This window comes from Bacillus sp. SJ-10, from assembly GCF_002843505.1.
Taxonomy (GTDB): domain Bacteria; phylum Bacillota; class Bacilli; order Bacillales; family Bacillaceae; genus Bacillus; species Bacillus velezensis.
This window is the reverse complement of the sequence record NZ_CP025258.1, coordinates 3,572,000-3,588,654: the sequence shown is the minus strand read 5'-3', so window position 1 is coordinate 3,588,654 and position 16,655 is coordinate 3,572,000. Positions and strand designations below refer to the sequence as shown.

15 protein-coding genes and 1 riboswitch are annotated in these 16,655 nt (G+C 48.9%); of the genes, 8 read left to right on the top strand and 7 right to left on the bottom strand.

All coding sequences use genetic code 11. The features are described from left to right. Window positions 1-18: 18 nt before the first annotated feature. Window positions 19-1,386: an MATE family efflux transporter gene (locus tag CXL14_RS17685; RefSeq protein ID WP_014417380.1), complete on the bottom strand. Its 1,368-nt coding sequence runs from the start codon at window positions 1,384-1,386 to the stop codon at window positions 19-21. Window positions 1,387-1,508: 122 nt separating this feature from the next. Here CXL14_RS17685 and CXL14_RS17680 point away from each other — a divergent pair, with 122 nt between their 5' ends. The 3 genes from CXL14_RS17680 (at window position 1,509) to iolG (ending at window position 4,688) form a co-directional block, all read left to right on the top strand. Beyond that, window positions 1,509-2,372, top strand: a complete 864-nt coding sequence (locus CXL14_RS17680; RefSeq protein ID WP_014417381.1) for an AraC family transcriptional regulator — start codon at window positions 1,509-1,511, stop codon at window positions 2,370-2,372. A gap of 35 nt (window positions 2,373-2,407) precedes the next feature. Next, window positions 2,408-3,433, top strand: a complete 1,026-nt coding sequence (locus tag CXL14_RS17675) for a LacI family DNA-binding transcriptional regulator (protein WP_014417382.1) — start codon at window positions 2,408-2,410, stop codon at window positions 3,431-3,433. Window positions 3,434-3,656: 223 nt separating this feature from the next. After that, entirely contained in the window at window positions 3,657-4,688 is a 1,032-nt protein-coding gene (iolG, locus tag CXL14_RS17670; protein ID WP_014417383.1) for a scyllo-inositol 2-dehydrogenase, read from the top strand. A 45-nt stretch (window positions 4,689-4,733) separates the two neighbouring features. On the opposite strand, the gene CXL14_RS17665 is transcribed toward iolG, so the two are convergent. Further along, window positions 4,734-5,228, bottom strand: a complete 495-nt coding sequence (locus CXL14_RS17665) for a DinB family protein (protein WP_014417384.1) — start codon at window positions 5,226-5,228, stop codon at window positions 4,734-4,736. A 54-nt stretch (window positions 5,229-5,282) separates the two neighbouring features. Further along, on the bottom strand, window positions 5,283-5,891 hold the full coding sequence (locus CXL14_RS17660; RefSeq protein ID WP_014417385.1) for a LysE/ArgO family amino acid transporter: 609 nt from the start codon (window positions 5,889-5,891) through the stop codon (window positions 5,283-5,285). A gap of 125 nt (window positions 5,892-6,016) precedes the next feature. Between CXL14_RS17660 and pdxR the strand changes: the two genes are divergently transcribed. After that, complete coding sequence (gene pdxR / locus CXL14_RS17655; protein WP_014417386.1) at window positions 6,017-7,459, top strand: MocR-like pyridoxine biosynthesis transcription factor PdxR; 1,443 nt, start codon at window positions 6,017-6,019, stop codon at window positions 7,457-7,459. A gap of 8 nt (window positions 7,460-7,467) precedes the next feature. Here pdxR and CXL14_RS17650 read toward each other — a convergent pair whose 3' ends face one another. The 4 genes from CXL14_RS17650 to CXL14_RS17635 form a co-directional block, all read right to left on the bottom strand. Next, entirely contained in the window at window positions 7,468-8,094 is a 627-nt protein-coding gene (locus CXL14_RS17650; protein ID WP_014417387.1) for a pentapeptide repeat-containing protein, read from the bottom strand. A gap of 178 nt (window positions 8,095-8,272) precedes the next feature. Further along, the gene (locus CXL14_RS17645; RefSeq protein WP_007409151.1) at window positions 8,273-8,713 is read right to left on the bottom strand and encodes a GNAT family N-acetyltransferase; all 441 of its coding nucleotides are present in this window, start codon (window positions 8,711-8,713) and stop codon (window positions 8,273-8,275) included. An 82-nt stretch (window positions 8,714-8,795) separates the two neighbouring features. After that, a complete protein-coding gene (locus CXL14_RS17640; protein WP_014417388.1) occupies window positions 8,796-10,637 on the bottom strand; it encodes a bifunctional homocysteine S-methyltransferase/methylenetetrahydrofolate reductase in 1,842 nt (613 codons plus the stop codon). Window positions 10,638-10,726: 89 nt separating this feature from the next. After that, window positions 10,727-10,848, bottom strand: a riboswitch (SAM riboswitch). 100 nt (window positions 10,849-10,948) lie between these two features. Then, complete coding sequence (locus tag CXL14_RS17635; RefSeq protein WP_014417389.1) at window positions 10,949-11,440, bottom strand: YajQ family cyclic di-GMP-binding protein; 492 nt, start codon at window positions 11,438-11,440, stop codon at window positions 10,949-10,951. Window positions 11,441-11,539: 99 nt separating this feature from the next. Here CXL14_RS17635 and CXL14_RS17630 point away from each other — a divergent pair, with 99 nt between their 5' ends. The 4 genes from CXL14_RS17630 (at window position 11,540) to CXL14_RS17615 (ending at window position 16,616) form a co-directional block, all read left to right on the top strand. Next, entirely contained in the window at window positions 11,540-12,436 is an 897-nt protein-coding gene (locus tag CXL14_RS17630; RefSeq protein ID WP_170936341.1) for a CvfB family protein, read from the top strand. Window positions 12,437-12,606: 170 nt separating this feature from the next. Next, window positions 12,607-13,584 (top strand): BMP family lipoprotein, encoded by a 978-nt coding sequence (locus tag CXL14_RS17625; RefSeq protein ID WP_014417390.1) that lies wholly within the window; start codon window positions 12,607-12,609, stop codon window positions 13,582-13,584. Further along, entirely contained in the window at window positions 13,581-15,233 is a 1,653-nt protein-coding gene (locus CXL14_RS17620; RefSeq protein WP_014417391.1) for a methyl-accepting chemotaxis protein, read from the top strand. Before CXL14_RS17625 ends, CXL14_RS17620 begins: the two co-directional genes overlap by 4 nt. Before the next feature lie 132 nt (window positions 15,234-15,365). Continuing rightward, on the top strand, window positions 15,366-16,616 hold the full coding sequence (locus tag CXL14_RS17615) for a CYP152 family fatty-acid peroxygenase CypC (protein ID WP_014417392.1): 1,251 nt from the start codon (window positions 15,366-15,368) through the stop codon (window positions 16,614-16,616). The last annotated feature ends 39 nt before the right edge of the window (window positions 16,617-16,655 follow it).

Here is a 16,655-nt window from a genome sequence, read left to right as displayed (position 1 = left end):
TAACGAAGCTTCGGGCGTTTATGCAATCCCTTTTTGAATCCAAATCCGCGACCGCCATCTTCTGTACATAAGAATGCCTCTGACCCATTCATCCGCGATAAATGAAATCCAGATGCCCATAAGCCCTAATCCGAAATGGATGCCGAACAGATAAGCGAGAGGCAGTCCGATACCCCACATGGAAATCATCGCCATGTAAACGGGGAATTTTGCATCTCCGGCAGCCCGCAGTGAGTTGATGATAATGACATTAAATGAGCGGCCGGGCTCAAGAATGATCGTCATGGCGATCAGCATGCTCGCCGTCGCAATAATGTCAGGGCTGCTTGTGAAAATTCCGATCAGCTGCTTTGAAAACAAGGTCATGATCACGGATGTCAAAGCGGCAATGCCAAGCGCCCAGTACAGACTTTTCATGCAGCGGTCATAAGCGTCGTCAAACCGTTTGGCGCCGATATATCTGCCGATCAAAATCTGTGTGCCCTGGCTGATCGCCGTTCCGAACAGCAGGATAAACATGGTGATGTTTTGCGTATAAACCTTTGTTGTAAGCGCCTGAGCGCCCATAATTGCGATAAAATAAGTAACAACCATTTGTGAAATGTTGTAAGACAGCTGTTCGCCGGCAGACGGAATCCCGATTTTCAGGAGTTTCCGCAAGTGCTCTTTATGGACGTGAAAAATCTTTTGCCATGTCAGACCGAGTCCGATGCGTTTTTTGACGATCACAATCATCGCGATCAGCCCGATGATCCGCGCGATGGATGTTGACATCGCAACACCGGCGACGCCTAACACCGGAAGGCCGAGCGGCCCGAAAATGACAAGAAAGTTTCCGGCAATATTTAAAATATTCATCCCGATCGTAACGAACATCGTATCCTTCGTATGACCGTAGCTTTTTAAAATGGCGCTGAATGTCATAATCAAAGCCTGAATGAAGGACAGCCCGCCGACCACCTGCAAAAAGACTTTAGCATCCGGCATCAATTCATTGGAAAGACCCATCACATGAAGCAGCGGAACGGCCGCAAAAAATATGGCGGCGCTGATGGCGAGACTGATGACAAAGTTCGCTCCTATTGATACATAAGCCACTTCCTGCGCCTCTTTTTTCTGTTTAGATCCTAAAAACTGTGAAATCACAATTGTCGTACCCGTAGCGATAAAGCTGAACATCACGATAATTAAATTTAAAATCTGATTGCTGACACCCACGGCCGCCACACTGTTGTCAGAGTATTGGCTAAGCATAAGAGTGTCGGCGTTTCCCATAAACATATATAATGAAACCTCAATAAATATCGGCCAAGTCAGCGCGTATAATGAGAGTTTGTGATCAGAGGATTGTTTGAACGCAGCCCGTTTTAAAATCGCTTGTTTCATTTCTTTTAACCCCTTTCCTGACAAAATCAACGTTTAAAAGTGTACCTCCATTTTCTTATAATAAAAAGGGAGAGAAACGAAACTTCTTGCAAAAATCCGACTTAAAAAGGAGGGCCGAAAATATGTCCTTTCTCGAGTTCACAGTTCCTCCGTTCCCGGTCTTTATCGCTGCGGGAGAAGGAGTGTTCAAAAAAGGCGAAACCCATGTGAGACGGGTCTTCCCGGTGTTTGATCTGCTGTATGTGAAAAAAGGCGTCCTCTACATTACAGAAGACGAAAACGCCTTTTCCGTTGAAGCGGGAGAATATATTCTGCTTTCTCCCGGCCTTGAACATTACGGAACAAAAGGCAGTGAAGAAACGACATCCTATTCGTGGCTTCATTTTGAAGGAGCGGCTTATGAGGTGACGGAAACAACCGGGAACAACTGGTCGGAGCTGAGGCGAAAAAAAGGGAGCTTTGAAGAGCCGTCCCGCTACCGCCTGTCCCTGCCGCAAAAAGGGAAGGTGAGACGCCCGCAGTTTATGGCCGGGCAATTCAGTGTCCTGACAGATGACAGCGCAGAGAACTCCGATCTGCCGCTCAGAAAGCAGATTCTGTTTGAAGAGCTGCTGCTCCATCTTCAGAAAGAAGCGTTCCAAATCCCGTCCGCAAAGGAAAGAGTCGCATGGGAGGCCGCCCGGTACCTGCAGGAGCACTATCAGGAGAAAACAACCATCAAAGCGCTCTCTTCGGCTCTTCATTACAACCAAGACTACGTGACCCGCTGCATGCAGCAGGTGCTCGGCGTCACGCCCGGCCAGTATACGAACAAAGTCAGAATGACGGAGGCGAAACGTCTTTTGTCCGCAACCAATTACAAAATGGGGACGATCGCGGACGCCATCGGCATGGAGGACCCAACCTATTTTTCCAAACTGTTTAAACAGATTGAAGGCATTTCGCCGCTTGAATACCGCAAATTCGTAAGCCGGAAAACGGACTGACCTAAAACCAGAGAACAGAAGAGGGATCGGTAAGCATGAAAATGACAATTTACGACGTGGCCGAAAAAGCGGGCGTCTCCATCTCGACGGTCTCGCGGGTCATCAACAATACGGGGAGGATCAGTGACAAAACCCGCCGGATGGTGCTCCGTGTCATGGAGGAGATGGACTATCATCCGAATGTTCACGCATCCGCTTTGACGGGCAAAAAGACGAATATGATCGGCCTGATCACCCCGGATATTTCAAACCCGTTTTTCGGGGAACTGGCGAAAAGCATTGAAGACAGCGCCGGTGCACTGGGATTTCATATCATTATCTGCAGCACCGATTATCAGCCTGAAAAAGAAACGAAGTATTTTTCGATGCTGCGGCAGAAGCAGGCGGACGGCATTATTTTCGCGACGGGACTTGATCATGATGACAGCGTCACAGCGCTTGATGATATGGTGAAATCGGGCATCCCGCTTGCGATGATTACGCAGGATAAACCGCTCGCGCCGATGGACGTCGTCATTATCGATGACTTTCTCGGCGGCTATACGGCGGCTGAGCATCTCATATCTTTAGGCCATAAAAGAATTGCCTGTATCGTCGGCAACGGTTCGACGACGGGTGAAAGAGACAGAATCAAAGGCTTTCGAAAAGCGATGCGGGAAGCGGGGATGACACTAGATGAATCGCTGATCATACCGACGGAATATTCGCTGGAAAGCGGAAAACAGGCAGCGGGCGAGCTGTTTGACAGAGACCTTCCGACCGCCGTTTTCGCCTTTAATGACGTCTTGTCATGCGCGGCGATACAGGCGGCGCGCTCCCGGGGCATTCGGGTGCCGGAAGACTTGTCGGTCATCGGCTTTGACAATACCATTCTCGCTGAAATGACGGCACCGCCGCTCACGACGATTTCTCAGCCCATCCGCGAAATGGGACGGCGTGTCGTTGAACTTCTCATTGATGAGATTCAAGGGAAGAAAAAAACAAAAAGCAAAATCATTTTATCTCCGGAACTCGTCATCAGGCATTCTACGGCACCGGCAAAAACGCGCCCTCAGCGATAAGGCGCGTTTTTTTCTGTGAAAAACATTGTCAAACGAGAGAAAAGCATTGTAAAATTAAAACAGATTTGAGAAAGCGCTTGCTCATATACTGCGGATTACAGAAAAGAAAGCAAACAGCTTGGGTTATAAATAAAGCGCTTTCAAAATGATGATTTCTGTTTAATAAGGGAAACCGCTTGCGCAATTGCGGCATGCGGCCTCAAGAAAAAAGGAGCGGTGATAGATGACAGATCAAGTCAGATGTGCGGTGCTGGGATTAGGACGATTAGGGTATTTTCATGCGAAGCATTTAGTCAGCGAAGTGCGGGGAGCCGAGCTTGCGGCCGTCTGTGACCCGATGAAGGGAAAGGCGGAAGCGTGTGCGAAAGAATTAGGAATCGCCAAATGGACGGAGAATCCGTATGACCTGTTGGAAGATCACACGATTGACGCCGTCATCATTGTCACACCGACAAGCACACATGCGGAAATGATCATGAAGGCTGCTGAAAACGGCAAGCACATCTTTGTTGAAAAGCCGCTCACCCTGAGTCTTGAGGAATCTAAAGAAGTCATGAAAAAAATCGAAGAAACGGGCGTCATCTGCCAGGTCGGTTTTATGAGGCGGTTTGATCCGGCATACGCCGACGCGAAAAGAAGAATCGACGCCGGGGAAATCGGCAGGCCCATTTATTATAAAGGATTTACAAGAGATCAAGGCGCACCGCCCGCGGAATTTATCAAGCATAGCGGAGGGCTTTTCATTGACTGTTCGATTCATGATTACGACATCGCGAGATATCTCATGAATGCCGAAGTTACGTCCGTCTGCGGGCACGGGAGAATTTTAAAGCACCCGTTCATGGAAGAGTGCGGCGACGTTGATCAGGCATTAACGTATCTTGAATTTGATTCGGGCGCGGCCGGCGATGTGGAGGCAAGCCGAAATTCTCCGTACGGGCATGATATCCGAGCCGAAATTATCGGGACGGCGGGAAGCATCTTGGTCGGTACGCTGCGGAAAAGCCATGTCACCGTTTTAACGGAGTCAGGCAGCAGCTACGAAATTATTCCGGATTTTCAAGCCCGCTTTAAAGACGCTTACCGTCTGGAGCTTGAGCACTTTGCCGAATGTGTGAAAAAAGGGGAAACGCCGATTGTGACAGACGTCGATGCCACGATTAACTTAGAAATCGGGATCGCCGCGACGGAATCGTTTAAAACCGGAAGGCCTGTAAAGCTTACCCCGGGCGCCTTCGGCTATGCCGGACTATGATAGATTCGAAGTGAAAAAGCAAAGGCCCGGGAGGCCTTTGCTTTTTTATGATTCGTATGAGAAAAAAATGTAGTCAGTCGGCACGCTTTTATAGCCCATTTGGTGAAGCATCGCGCTTATATTGCCGCGATGGTATGTGCCGTGATTCACAACATGCCGGATCACATCGGCATATGTCGTCCGGAGCGTTCCCATGCGCGGATGAGAAATGGAAATCGGACCTTCCGTGTTCTCCAATTCTTTTAAAAATTTGCTGTATTCTTTGTCCAGTTCAGCCATTCTATGTTCAATCGCCTCAAAATCTCCGTCAAGCTTTTCAAATTGATCAAACTGCGAGACGATTTGTTCGTAAGTTTCTCCGTAAAGCACGTGAAGCCAAATGTAATCAGCCCGGTATATATGCACAAGCACGGCGTTCACAGTCGGAAAAACACTTTTCAGTTTCTGCTGTAAGCTTGCCGCGGGCAGGGTCTTCAGATGCTGAATAACTTGCTCATTTGCCCATCTGTGGTAGTGATACAGCTTTAAAATGTCTGACATTCCAATTCCCCCTCTTCCTTCCGGTACATTCAACATGACCTGGCTGAATTCCTTTTATCGAAACAAAAGCGCCGCAAAATAAAAAGCAGCACCCCACATCACCAATGCCGAGCATTTATTCAGGATGCCGAGGAGCCGGCCTCCTGTATCCGCCGTTTGGACGAGCCGTCCCGCGAATGCCAGTCCGGCGAACCATACCCAGGAAACCGCGATACAAGCACCGGCAAACAGCCATTTATCAATTCCCGGATAGGCGGCGGAGCTTGTGCCGATGACACTGACGGTATCCAAAATCGCATGCGGGTTCAAAAGGGATACCATGGCGGCCGTGACCGCCTGTTTTTTTGCCGAGAAAACCGTTTTTTTCGCCTGTTCGGCCTGCGGTTTGCTTCTCCAAGTCTGCCAGCCTAAAAAACTGAGAAACAAAAAGCCGCCTATAAGCATGACGGTCTGAAAAACGGGAATCTCTGCAATAATCATTGAAACGCCTGCGACGGCCGCGATGATGAGAATCGTATCGCATACCGCGGCGGCAATCACTGCGGGAAACGCCTGCCACACATGTTTTTGCCAGGCTCCCTGCTGAAAAATAAATACATTTTGCGCGCCCAATGGCAAAATAAGGCCGAAAGCGAGCATCACTCCGTGAAGAATGGCATTCATATCGTAAAACCCTCCAATCGTCAACTAAATCTCATTGTAGCCGTACTATGTGCTGATGTCTCCGTCCATTTGGCTGGTACTTGAACCAGCCAAATGTATAATAAATAAAGAAGGAGGGATGACGTATGAACAGCTGGCGTCCGGATCGGGAGTCGTACATACCGCTTTATCTCCAGATCGAACAGCATATAAAAGAAAAAATACTTCATGGCGAATGGACCATCGGCACGAAAATTCCCTCACAAAGAAAGCTCGCCGAGGAGCTTCAGGTCAACCGAAGCACAGTGACGGCAGCAGTTGATGAGTTAATCGCCCAAGGTCTTCTGGAAGGAAAAAGAGGGGGAGGCACAAAAGTCGTCAACAGTACGTGGAGCATCATGGCAGCGGCTAAGCCCCTTGATTGGAGCACATACGTTACATCGGGGAGTCATCAGCCGAATTCAGCCTTGGTTCAGGCCATTAATCAAAACGAGCCGCGTCCGGATCTGATCAGGCTGGGGACGGGTGAGCTGAGTCAAGAGCTTCTGCCTGAGAAGGAGATGGCCGAACTGTTCCGTGAAGCGGGAACTAACATTTTTGCGCTCGGCTATGAAGAGCCGAAGGGCAGCCTGAAGCTTCGGCAAAGCGTCGCGGAACATGTAAAAACAAAGGGGATTCACGCGTCCCCGGCATCCATCGTAATCGTCTCAGGCGCGCTGCAGGCGCTTCAGCTCATTTCAATCGGGCTGTTAAAGCCAAACTCTGTCATGCTGACTGAAAATCCGTCGTACCTCCATTCCCTGCGTGTGTTTCAATCAGCGGGCGTCAGGCTTAAGGGAGTGCCGATGGATGAGAGCGGAATCAAAACGGATCATCTTCCCGCTTACCGTCGGCAATACGAAGCAGGGCTGCTGTACACCATTCCGTCATTCCATAATCCGACCGGAACGGTAATGTCCCTTAAGCGGCGGAAGGAACTCATCGCGCTCGCAAGAAATCACCGTCTGCCTGTCATTGAAGATGACGCTTACGGTGATATATGGATCGATAAAGAACCGCCGCCTTCGTTAAAATCCATGGACGGTGAGGGGAATGTACTGTATATCGGCACGCTGTCAAAAACCGTAAGCCCGGGTCTGCGCATCGGATGGGTCGTCGCCCCTGAGCCGGTTGCAGACAGGCTCGCCGATATTAAAATGCAGACGGATTACGGCTCCAGCGCTTTATCTCAATGGGCGGCATGTCAATGGCTGTCAAGCGGCCGCTATGAAGCGCGTCTTTTGCGTCTCAGAAAGGAACTCAAAATCAGGAGAGATGCGGCATTGCGTTTTCTTGAAAGATACGCGGGAGATATTGCGGAGTGGCGTGTGCCGGAGGGGGGCTTTTATATTTGGGTCACTTTTCATCAAGCAATCGCCGTTCAGAAGCTTTTCACCCGTGCCTTGGAGGCCGGCGTGCTGATCAATCCGGGAGCTCTCTATCTTCCCGAAGACCGGCAAAGCCTGCGTCTTTCCTATTCGTACGCATCCTTACCGGACTTGGAAAAAGGCATTCAAACGATAGTGGACATTGCCCGCCGTTTCGTTTAATAAAAAGATCACGTCACAATGGCTCCGAGCGCTTCTGCGAATGTCACGGCATGAGACGGAGAGATGCGGCATCCTTTCAGCTTATCAAGCGAGACGTGCAGATGATCAAATGTGCACGTGCTGATATCCATATTAAAAAGAGACGTGCCGATGAAGTTTGCGCCGTTCAAATCACAGACGTCAAGATCTGTGTATTCAAGAACGGCATCATTCCACTCACTTTCTGATAGGCCGCACGTGTCAAACCGGACATGCTTCATATTGGAATAGCTGAAGGAGCTGTAATGTGCGAGGCAGTCTTCAAACCGTACATGACGCATGGCGGAATCCGCCAGATTCAAGCCGAGAAGTTTTGAATGCTGAAACGCCGTTCTATGGATGATGCTTCCGCTGAAGTCAGCGTTTGAGACATCACATTTGTCAAACAGGACATCCGTACATTCCATATGTCTGAAAGAGACATCCGTAAAAACGGTGTTTCTGAAAATGACTTTTTCGGCGCGCAGGCCGTCCAGTTTGCCGCTTATCACGGCGTTTTCTATGACGACTTCTTTGATGAGGTCGTCCTGAAGCGCTTCTGTGAAAGAAAGCACCGGCAATTCTTTCGGGATTTTCGGTTTTTGGATCGTATTCATCTCATACTTCCTTTTCTGAATTAATCGCTGAAATCGGCAATTGACAGATATCGTTTTCTGCCTGCCATCTTTGCTGTTGCGTAAAAGCGGGAGGACGTCAATAGTGTCGCATATAAAAGCAGACGTGACCTTCAAGGTAATGCCCTTAGAGACATGTCCCCAAGGGCTTTTGTCTGTTTCAGGCGAGTTCTTTATACATGATTACATGCGGGCCGATGCCGGGTATATCAAAGGGGCTGCCCGTGCTTTTCCAGCCGAGCTTTTCGTAATATCCCTTTACGTGACATCTGGCGTTGCACCAGACAAGCGCCGCCCCCATATCTGCCAGTTTCCGTTCCGCATAGGCGATTAACGTGCTTCCCGCTTTTTGCGTCCGGTATTCCTCAAGCGTCGCCATGCCGCGCAGCTGGTAGGCGGGCGCTGCCTGTAAAGCCTGCTGGTTCTGCGGGTAGAAAGAAGCGATGCTGATCAATGTTCCGTCGTAAAAACCTCCGAGATGAAAGGCTCCTTTGACGCTGTCCTGATCATATTTACAATCCTCAATCGTCTGATGGGGGCGCAGCACGCTGTGTCTGATCGCGTATGTGTCTTCTGCGGTGATGGGTTTTACTTCAACCATGAAAAAATCCTCCTTTGCTTGATTCTTTTTCTGTATCGTACCATGAAAAAGCCGCCTGTCATATCAGGCGGCTTCTTTCGCGTCAATGCAAATATACATCAGCCCGCTTTTCATCCTTTTGCTTAATATAAGCTGCAAGCTCTGACGTCAAATCAGAACGGAGAAACGGGGTGATTAAATAAATTCCGTTAAACAGTTCGCACGCCGTGTCGAGAAGCGACTTGGCGATGGCGAGGCCTTCGGCTTTCTGCTTTCGCTTGTCTTCGCCGGCGAGCGCCATTTTTTCGCGGATGCTGTCTGACAGCTTAATGCCCGGGATTTCATGATGAATGAACTCTGCGTTGCGGCTGCTCGTTAACGGCATGATTCCGATATACACCGGTGTTTTGAGATGCTTCGTTTCATGATGAATGTCAATGAGCTGCTGCTCCGAGTAGACAGGCTGGGACACAAAGTAGTCAGCTCCGCACTCGATTTTTTTCTCCAGCCGTTTGACTGCTTTATCAAGATGGCGGACATTCGGATTAAATGCTCCGGCTACGGAAAAGTTCGTTTTCTTGCCGAGCGGTTTCCCTGATAAAGAAATGCCCTCGTTGAATTGTTTAATCAGCCTGATCAAATCAAAGGACGTTAAATCATAGACGGAGGTAGCCCCCGGAAAGTCACCGATTTTTGAAGGATCACCCGTGATGGCTAAAATGTCGGTGAGCCCGAGCGTATCCAGCCCCATTAAATGTGACTGAAGGCCGATGATGTTGCGGTCTCTGCATGTAATGTGAACGAGAGAACGGATATCAAGGCGCTCTTTCAGCAATGAACCGCACGCGGCATTACTGATCCGCGGTGTCGCCAATGAATTGTCGGCGAGCGTCAGCGCTTCTATGCCGGTTTCTTTTAATTCAGCCGCCGCTTGCAGAAATTTGTCAAAATTCAATTTCTTCGGCGGATCAAGCTCTACGATAATTGACCGTTTTTGAGCGGCGATTTCGTTTAAACCAGGCTCGGTCCGTTCATTACGGACTGAGATGACTTCCTCTTCCCGTCTGATTTTCACTTCTTTATCAGTGACGGGAGAAAGTCCGCGGACCGCTTCAGCCATGGCTCTGATATGGTTTGGCGTCGTACCGCAGCAGCCGCCGATAATGCGCGCGCCCTGAGTGCGGAACTGTACGGCGCTCTCCCGGAAATAGGCATCGTCCGTATCATAAACAAGCCGGCCTTCTTCTAAAGACGGAAGGCTGCTGTTCGGATAGACCGATAAATAAGCGTCACGGAAAATCGGCACTTCGGTGAGCGCTTCAATCATGTGGTACGGGCCGAGCCGGCAATTGATTCCCGTTATGTCAGCGCCGAGATCGGCAATGGACCTGAGGGCTTCCCGAAGCGGCGTTCCGTCCTGCAGAACGCCCTGTTCGTGCATGGATACGTTCAGCATAATCGGAAGTTCCGTTTCTTTTCTCGCGATCTTCAGCACTTCACGCGCCTCTTCTAAATCATAGTATGTTTCCAGAAGCAGACCGTCCGGCTCTTCGTGCAGCAATAAATAAAGCTGCTCCCGAAAGCTGCGTTTAATCTCCTCCAGGCTGTAGGCGTTTTTGTTAAAGGTGCGGATGCCGCCCATCGTTCCCAATACATAAGCGCCGTCTGAGGAAGCGCGCGCGATTCTGACCGCCTCCTGATTGATTTTTTTCGTTTCATCCTCAAGTCCGTATCTTGAGAGCTTAATAAAATTCGCGCCGTACGTATTTGTCTGGATGATGTCTGCCCCGGCTTCCACGTAAGCCTTATGTATCCGCTTGATTTCTTCGGGCTTTGATACGTTCAGTTCCTCAAAACATCTGTCAATGCCGTAGGAATAGAGGAGAGTGCCCATCGCGCCGTCCCCGATTAAAATCCGTTCTTCTAAGTCTTGTAATAGTCCCATTGTTTGCCTCCTTCATCACATTCAGCAAGGAAAAAAGAGAAATAAAAAAAGTCTTCTTAAGAAGAAGACTTTGTAATCATTTGTCTCTCTTCTTATCTTCCAAGCTGTTTTTAGCTTGCTGGATTTAGCACCTTGGTCATGGTTTGGGTAAACCACTACACCGGTTGCTGAAGCGTCGTCGGGCCAGTCCCTCGGCTTCTCTTGATAAGAACGTTCATGTAATTGTCATGGGTTTCCAAAACTTAACTGTGAAAATCCCTTTCTCCAAATTTACCGAAAATAGAGACAATAATCAATAGGAATCACATAATTTATCTAAAATTAATAAATTGAACGTCAATCGGCAGGTCTGCTCCGCGGACGGCTGCAATAATCTGCTGCAGATCATCTTTATTTTTTCCGGTGACGCGCACTTGGTCGTCCTGAATCTGCGACTTGACCTTCAAGCCGGAGTTTTTAATCACCGCGTTGATTTTTTTGGCATTGTCTTTATCAATGCCCTGTACAAGCTTCGCGCGCTGGCGCACCGTGCCTCCAGTTGCATTTTCGATTTTGCCGTATTCAATGTTTTTCGTCGGCACGTCCCGTTTGATCAGCTTGCCGCTCAGCACATCTTTGAGCTGATTCAGTTTAAACTCGTCATCAGAAATCAGGACAAGTTCTTCCTTTTCTAACTTCACATCGCTTTTCGATCCTTTAAAGTCATAGCGCGTGCCGATTTCTTTCAGCGTCATCTGAATCGCATTCTGCACTTCGGGAAATTCAACTTTGGATACAATATCAAAAGAACTTTCTTTTGCCATGAGAAAACCTCCTATAACATTTCACTTATGAGTTGATTATAGTAGAATAAAGAGAAATGTCCAACAGCATAAAGCATGAATTTATGCATATTGGAAAAAATGAGAAAAACATCAGCCTCATACGGGCGAATCAGGAAGGACGATAACATGAGACCAGGGCAGCAGCTCACGCTTAGTATAGATCACCAAACCGATTTCGGTTATTTTTTAACTGACGGCGAGGATACGGTTCTTTTACATAACAGTGAAATCACAGAGGATATCGAAGACAGAGATGAAGTGGACGTATTTATTTACGTCGATCATCAGGAAAGACTCGCGGCGACGATGAAAAAGCCGCTCATCAGCTTTTATGACTACGGATGGGTGGAAGTGACGGACGCTGTGGAAGATATGGGCGTATTCGTCGACGTCGGTCTGTCAAAAGACGCGCTCGTCGCAACGGAGCACCTGCCTCCGTACAAATCCGTCTGGCCGCAAAAAGGAGACAGACTGTATTGCATGCTGAAGGTGACAAGCCGCGGGCGCATGTTTGCCAAACCGGCGCCTGAGGATATCATCAGTGAATTATTTACGGATGCAGAGGAAGACGTCATGAATAAAGACCTGACAGGCACGGTGTACAGACTGATCGCATCAGGCTCTTTTCTGATTACCGATGAAGGCATCCGCGCGTTTATTCACCCTTCAGAAAGAAAAGAAGAGCCGAGACTCGGCAGCCGCGTGACAGGGCGTGTCATCGAGGTAAAGGAAGACGGCTCCGTCAACATGTCCCTGCTGCCGAGAAAGCAGGATGCGCTTTCGGTTGACGCGGAAGAAATTCTGACCTATCTGAGATCAAGAAACGGCGCGATGCCTTACGGAGACAAAAGCCATCCTGACGATATCCGCGAACGGTTTCATTTAAGCAAAGCCGCCTTTAAGCGGGCGCTCGGGCATCTGATGAAAAACGGCAAGGTCTATCAGGAAGACGGCTGGACATACGAAAAACAATAAATGTTCTGCAAAAACATCGGTGAACCAAAACCGATGTTTTTTATTTTCTCAAAAGCTGCTATATTCCTCATTTGTTTAACACCCTGCCGAACATACATATTTTATTGAAATAAAATATTCTGACATCCGAACCGATATATAACTATAGAAAAAACAAAAGGAGAGTTTCAATGAGAAAAATGGCGATATTTGCGGCTGTACTGCTGCTTGCGCTCAGCACGGCGGGATGTGCCGGCAAATCTGAGGAAACGGCGGCCGAAAAAACGAAAACAATCGGCATCATGCTGACAGACAACGGCCTCGGCGACCAATCATTTAATGATTCAGGCTTTCAAGGTTTGATGAAAGCGAGAGACGAGCTCGGCATCACATTTGATTACCGGGAAATAAAAGATACCGGTACATACGAAAAAGGACTGACCCAGCTTGTCCGGGAAGGCAATGATCTTGTTGTGGGGCTCGGTTACAGCATGCAGGCGGATTTAGAAAAGGTCGCCAAAAAATATCCGAAGCAGCGGTTTGTGCTGATTGATTCCGTATCAGACCTGGATAATGTCACCTCCGTCACTTTTAAAGAGGATGAAGGAAGCTTCTTAGCCGGAGCGCTGGCGGCCATGACGAGCAAAACCGGCACGATCGGATTTATCGGCGGTTCCGATGCCGACGTCATTAAACGGTTTAAAAAAGGCTATCTGAAAGGCGCGGAATCAGTCAAACCGAAAATCCGCGTGCTGTCGGACATCAGCGGTACGTTTGATGATGATAAGCTCGGGAAGCGCATCGCCCAAAACATGATCCGAAAAAAAGCCGATGTCCTGTTTACGGCGGCCGGCTTCACGGGTGTCGGCGCACTGAAAGAAGCGGAGGCGCAAAAAGTATACGCCATCGGTGTTGACAGCGATCAATATTACACCGCCGAGCACGCCGTTATTTCTTCTTTAGTGAAAAATGTCGACCGTGTCATCTATGAATTGGCGAAAGATTTAAAAGACAACAAGGAGATCAAAAGCGGTGAGATCGTTTACGGACTGAAGGAAAACGGCATGGAATTAGCCAAGATCAGAGTTGTCAAAAACGCAGGCGGGCTGGCGAAAAAGATCACGGATATGAAAAACAGCCTGATTGAAAAAGGAGGCGATCTGAAGTGACATTACGGACAAGGCTGCTCGTTAACGCAGCCGTTACGATGATTTGCTTCGCCGCCGTCATCGGCTTTACCATCGTAAACATGATGAAGATTCAGGCTTCAAATGAAGATGAAGTGGACGCGCTGTTAAACGTCCAGGAAGCAAAAGCTGACCTTAATACGTTAAAAGAAAGCATCACCGGCTATTCCTATACGCTCGCAGACGCCCAGAAAGAAGATGTGCGAAGCTATATGAAAAGCAGCTCAGACAAACTGGCGGCGCTCGAAAAAACGATGACGGACGATGCGGACAAAGCCGCTTATGACAAACTCGCCAAAAAATACGAATCGTGGCAGGCGGAGGCGGACGCTGCTCTTGATTCGAAAAGCCCGGCTGAAGCGACAAGGACGGCGGCCCGCATCAACGGTCTTCTGAATGATATTTATATGCTGAATCTGAAAAGCCGGGGGGATCACTATGAAGACATGCAGAAGCAGACGGCTGACCAGATTCAGTTTATCGTTTACAGCGCAGCCGTGCTGACCATCGTGATACTTACTGTTACCGTCATATCTTCCATCAGGCTGACGAAGAGAATTGCAGGGCCGATACGCCGTATGGCTGAAAATGCCCGTCGTATTGCGGGAGGGAACCTTGCTGTTGAAATGCTTGATTATAAAGGGAAGGACGAACTGAAAGAGCTGAATGACTCATTCGGAATGATGGCTGAACAGCTCCGCACCTTAATTCAGGCGATCGGAGAGGTCGGCCGTGAAGTCGAGACGTTTGCGGAAGGTTTGACGAAGGAAAACCAGACGCTGAAGGACATGACCGAGCAGGTGTCCGTGTCAACGGAAGAAATGGCGCAAGGCTCCCAAACCATTTCAGAAGATCTGCAGCATGCGGTGCAATTCATTGAACAAATGGATGAACATTCAAAGGCGAACGCCGAACGTTCAAAACAAACGACGAGAAGCAGCGAAGAGACGATTGCGGCGGTGGCTGCGGGGCGCGGTGCTTTAGCCGAGACCAAGCAAGCCATTGATAAAAGCAATGAGACATCAAAAGAGATTTCCGAAGCCGCCGATCTCTTCATAGAACATGCGGCAGGCATCAGTATGATGGCGCAGACCGTTTCTGACATTGCGGGCCAGACCAATCTGCTGTCATTAAACGCCGCAATCGAGGCGGCCAGAGCAGGCGAGTCCGGAAAAGGATTTGCCGTCGTTGCCGAGGAGATACGGAAGCTCGCAGACGGATCAGCCAAAGCGACAGCGCAGATTTTCGATATGGTAAAGCAAATTGAAGACGGCATCACGTCTATTACCGGAGCTGTCACGACCGGCGTCGCTTTAGCGGACAGACAGCAGGAGCTGATGGAGAAAACGTCAGAATCATTCGCCCATATTGAACAAAAAGCCGCCCATATTAAAGCGGAGCTTACTCAATTGGACGGACGGATCATCGAATCGAAACAGCTTGGTGAGCAAGTGCTGCATCATGCCGAAAGCATCAGCGCCGTCGTTCAGGAAACGGCTGCAGGAAGCGAAGAGATTTCTGCCTCCGCACTTGAGCAGCTGTCTTCTTTTCATAAAATGGCGGAAAGCGTCAATAATCTGGTGAGCCTGACAGAGCGGTTAAACGATCAGGTCCGCCGGTTTACTTTGTAACGGGCTTTTGCCCCGCCCCTGATTTTTGCAGCCTGACATGAGTAACTTCTGAATGAAACACAAATACTGAATATACATGTGTTTATATTTATTCTTTTTCGTGAAAGGTGAAAAAAGAAGGGAGGAATCGGGATGGATGAACAAATTCCGCATGAAAAGGGTCTTGATAATAGTCTGGCTTTATTACGCGATGGTTATGTGTTTGTGAAAAACCGAGCGGAGACTTATCGCTCAGATGTGTTTCGCGCCCGTTTATTAGGGAAGACATTCATTTGTATGAGCGGAGCGGAAGCCGCAAAGCTTTTTTATGACACAGAACGATTTCAGCGGCAGCAGGCCCTCCCCAAACGGGTGCAGAAAACGTTATTCGGAACAGGGGCAATCCAGGCAATGGACGGTGAACGGCATAAGCACAGGAAGCTTCTATTTATGTCGCTGATGACGCCGCCCCGGCAAAAACGGCTTGCGGAAGCGGTGGCAAAACAGTGGAAAGCATCTGCGGAAATGTGGAAGGGTTCAAACCGAATTGTTCTTTTTGATGAAGCGAAGAAAGTGCTGTGCCGGGCTGCCTGTGAGTGGGCCGGCGTCCCGCTGAAAGACTCAGAAGTGAAAGAGCGGGCAGAGGATTTCACCGATATGGTAGACGCATTCGGCGCTGTCGGACCGCGTCATTGGAAAGGCAGAAGGGCGAGGCTGAAAACGGAGAAATGGATAGAGGAGGTCATTGAGGATGTGCGGTCCGGCAAGCTGCAAACGCCGGAGGGCTCAGCCTTGTATGAAATGGCTTTTCATACAGAACTTGACGGGAACAGACTTGATTCTCACATGGCTGCTGTTGAGCTTATTAATGTTCTGCGCCCGATTGCCGCCATTTCTTACTTCATTACGTTTTCAGCTCTTGCATTGCATGATTACCCTGAATATCGGGGCAAACTGAGATCGAGAGATGATCAGGAGGCCGAAAGATTTGCGCATGAAGTTCGGCGGTATTACCCGTTTGCCCCGTTTTTAGGAGCCGTTGTGAAAAAAGATTTCGTATGGAAGAACTGTGAGTTTAAAAAGGGTGCATCCGTCATGCTTGACCTATATGGGACAAACCATGATTCCCGGCTTTGGGAGGATCCGAATGAATTTCGCCCGGAACGTTTTCAGGGGCGGGAGGAAAATAAATTTGATTTCATTCCCCAGGGCGGAGGTGATCCGGCTAACGGCCACCGCTGTCCGGGTGAGGGAATGACCGTGGAAGTCATGAAAACTTCCCTTGCGTTTCTTGCCAATGAAATAGAGTACGATGTTCCGTCCCAAGATTTAAGCTTCAGCCTGTCCAGAATGCCGGCATTGCCTGAAAGCGGATTCGTGATAAGTGATGTTAGACGCATATAGAACAAAAAACAGCCCTCTTTCTTCTAAGACAAGAGGGCT

Coding starts and splice junctions, on each gene's coding strand:
- CXL14_RS17665 (WP_014417384.1), bottom strand. CDS start 5,228: ATGTCAGACATTTTAAAGCTGTATCACTACCACAGATGGGCAAATGAG.
- CXL14_RS17625 (WP_014417390.1), top strand. CDS start 12,607: ATGAGAAAAATGGCGATATTTGCGGCTGTACTGCTGCTTGCGCTCAGC.
- CXL14_RS17650 (WP_014417387.1), bottom strand. CDS start 8,094: ATGAATACGATCCAAAAACCGAAAATCCCGAAAGAATTGCCGGTGCTT.
- iolG (WP_014417383.1), top strand. CDS start 3,657: ATGACAGATCAAGTCAGATGTGCGGTGCTGGGATTAGGACGATTAGGG.
- CXL14_RS17685 (WP_014417380.1), bottom strand. CDS start 1,386: ATGAAACAAGCGATTTTAAAACGGGCTGCGTTCAAACAATCCTCTGAT.
- CXL14_RS17615 (WP_014417392.1), top strand. CDS start 15,366: ATGGATGAACAAATTCCGCATGAAAAGGGTCTTGATAATAGTCTGGCT.
- CXL14_RS17660 (WP_014417385.1), bottom strand. CDS start 5,891: ATGAATGCCATTCTTCACGGAGTGATGCTCGCTTTCGGCCTTATTTTG.
- CXL14_RS17635 (WP_014417389.1), bottom strand. CDS start 11,440: ATGGCAAAAGAAAGTTCTTTTGATATTGTATCCAAAGTTGAATTTCCC.
- CXL14_RS17645 (WP_007409151.1), bottom strand. CDS start 8,713: ATGGTTGAAGTAAAACCCATCACCGCAGAAGACACATACGCGATCAGA.
- CXL14_RS17680 (WP_014417381.1), top strand. CDS start 1,509: ATGTCCTTTCTCGAGTTCACAGTTCCTCCGTTCCCGGTCTTTATCGCT.
- CXL14_RS17675 (WP_014417382.1), top strand. CDS start 2,408: ATGAAAATGACAATTTACGACGTGGCCGAAAAAGCGGGCGTCTCCATC.
- pdxR (WP_014417386.1), top strand. CDS start 6,017: ATGAACAGCTGGCGTCCGGATCGGGAGTCGTACATACCGCTTTATCTC.
- CXL14_RS17640 (WP_014417388.1), bottom strand. CDS start 10,637: ATGGGACTATTACAAGACTTAGAAGAACGGATTTTAATCGGGGACGGC.
- CXL14_RS17630 (WP_170936341.1), top strand. CDS start 11,540: ATGAGAAAAACATCAGCCTCATACGGGCGAATCAGGAAGGACGATAAC.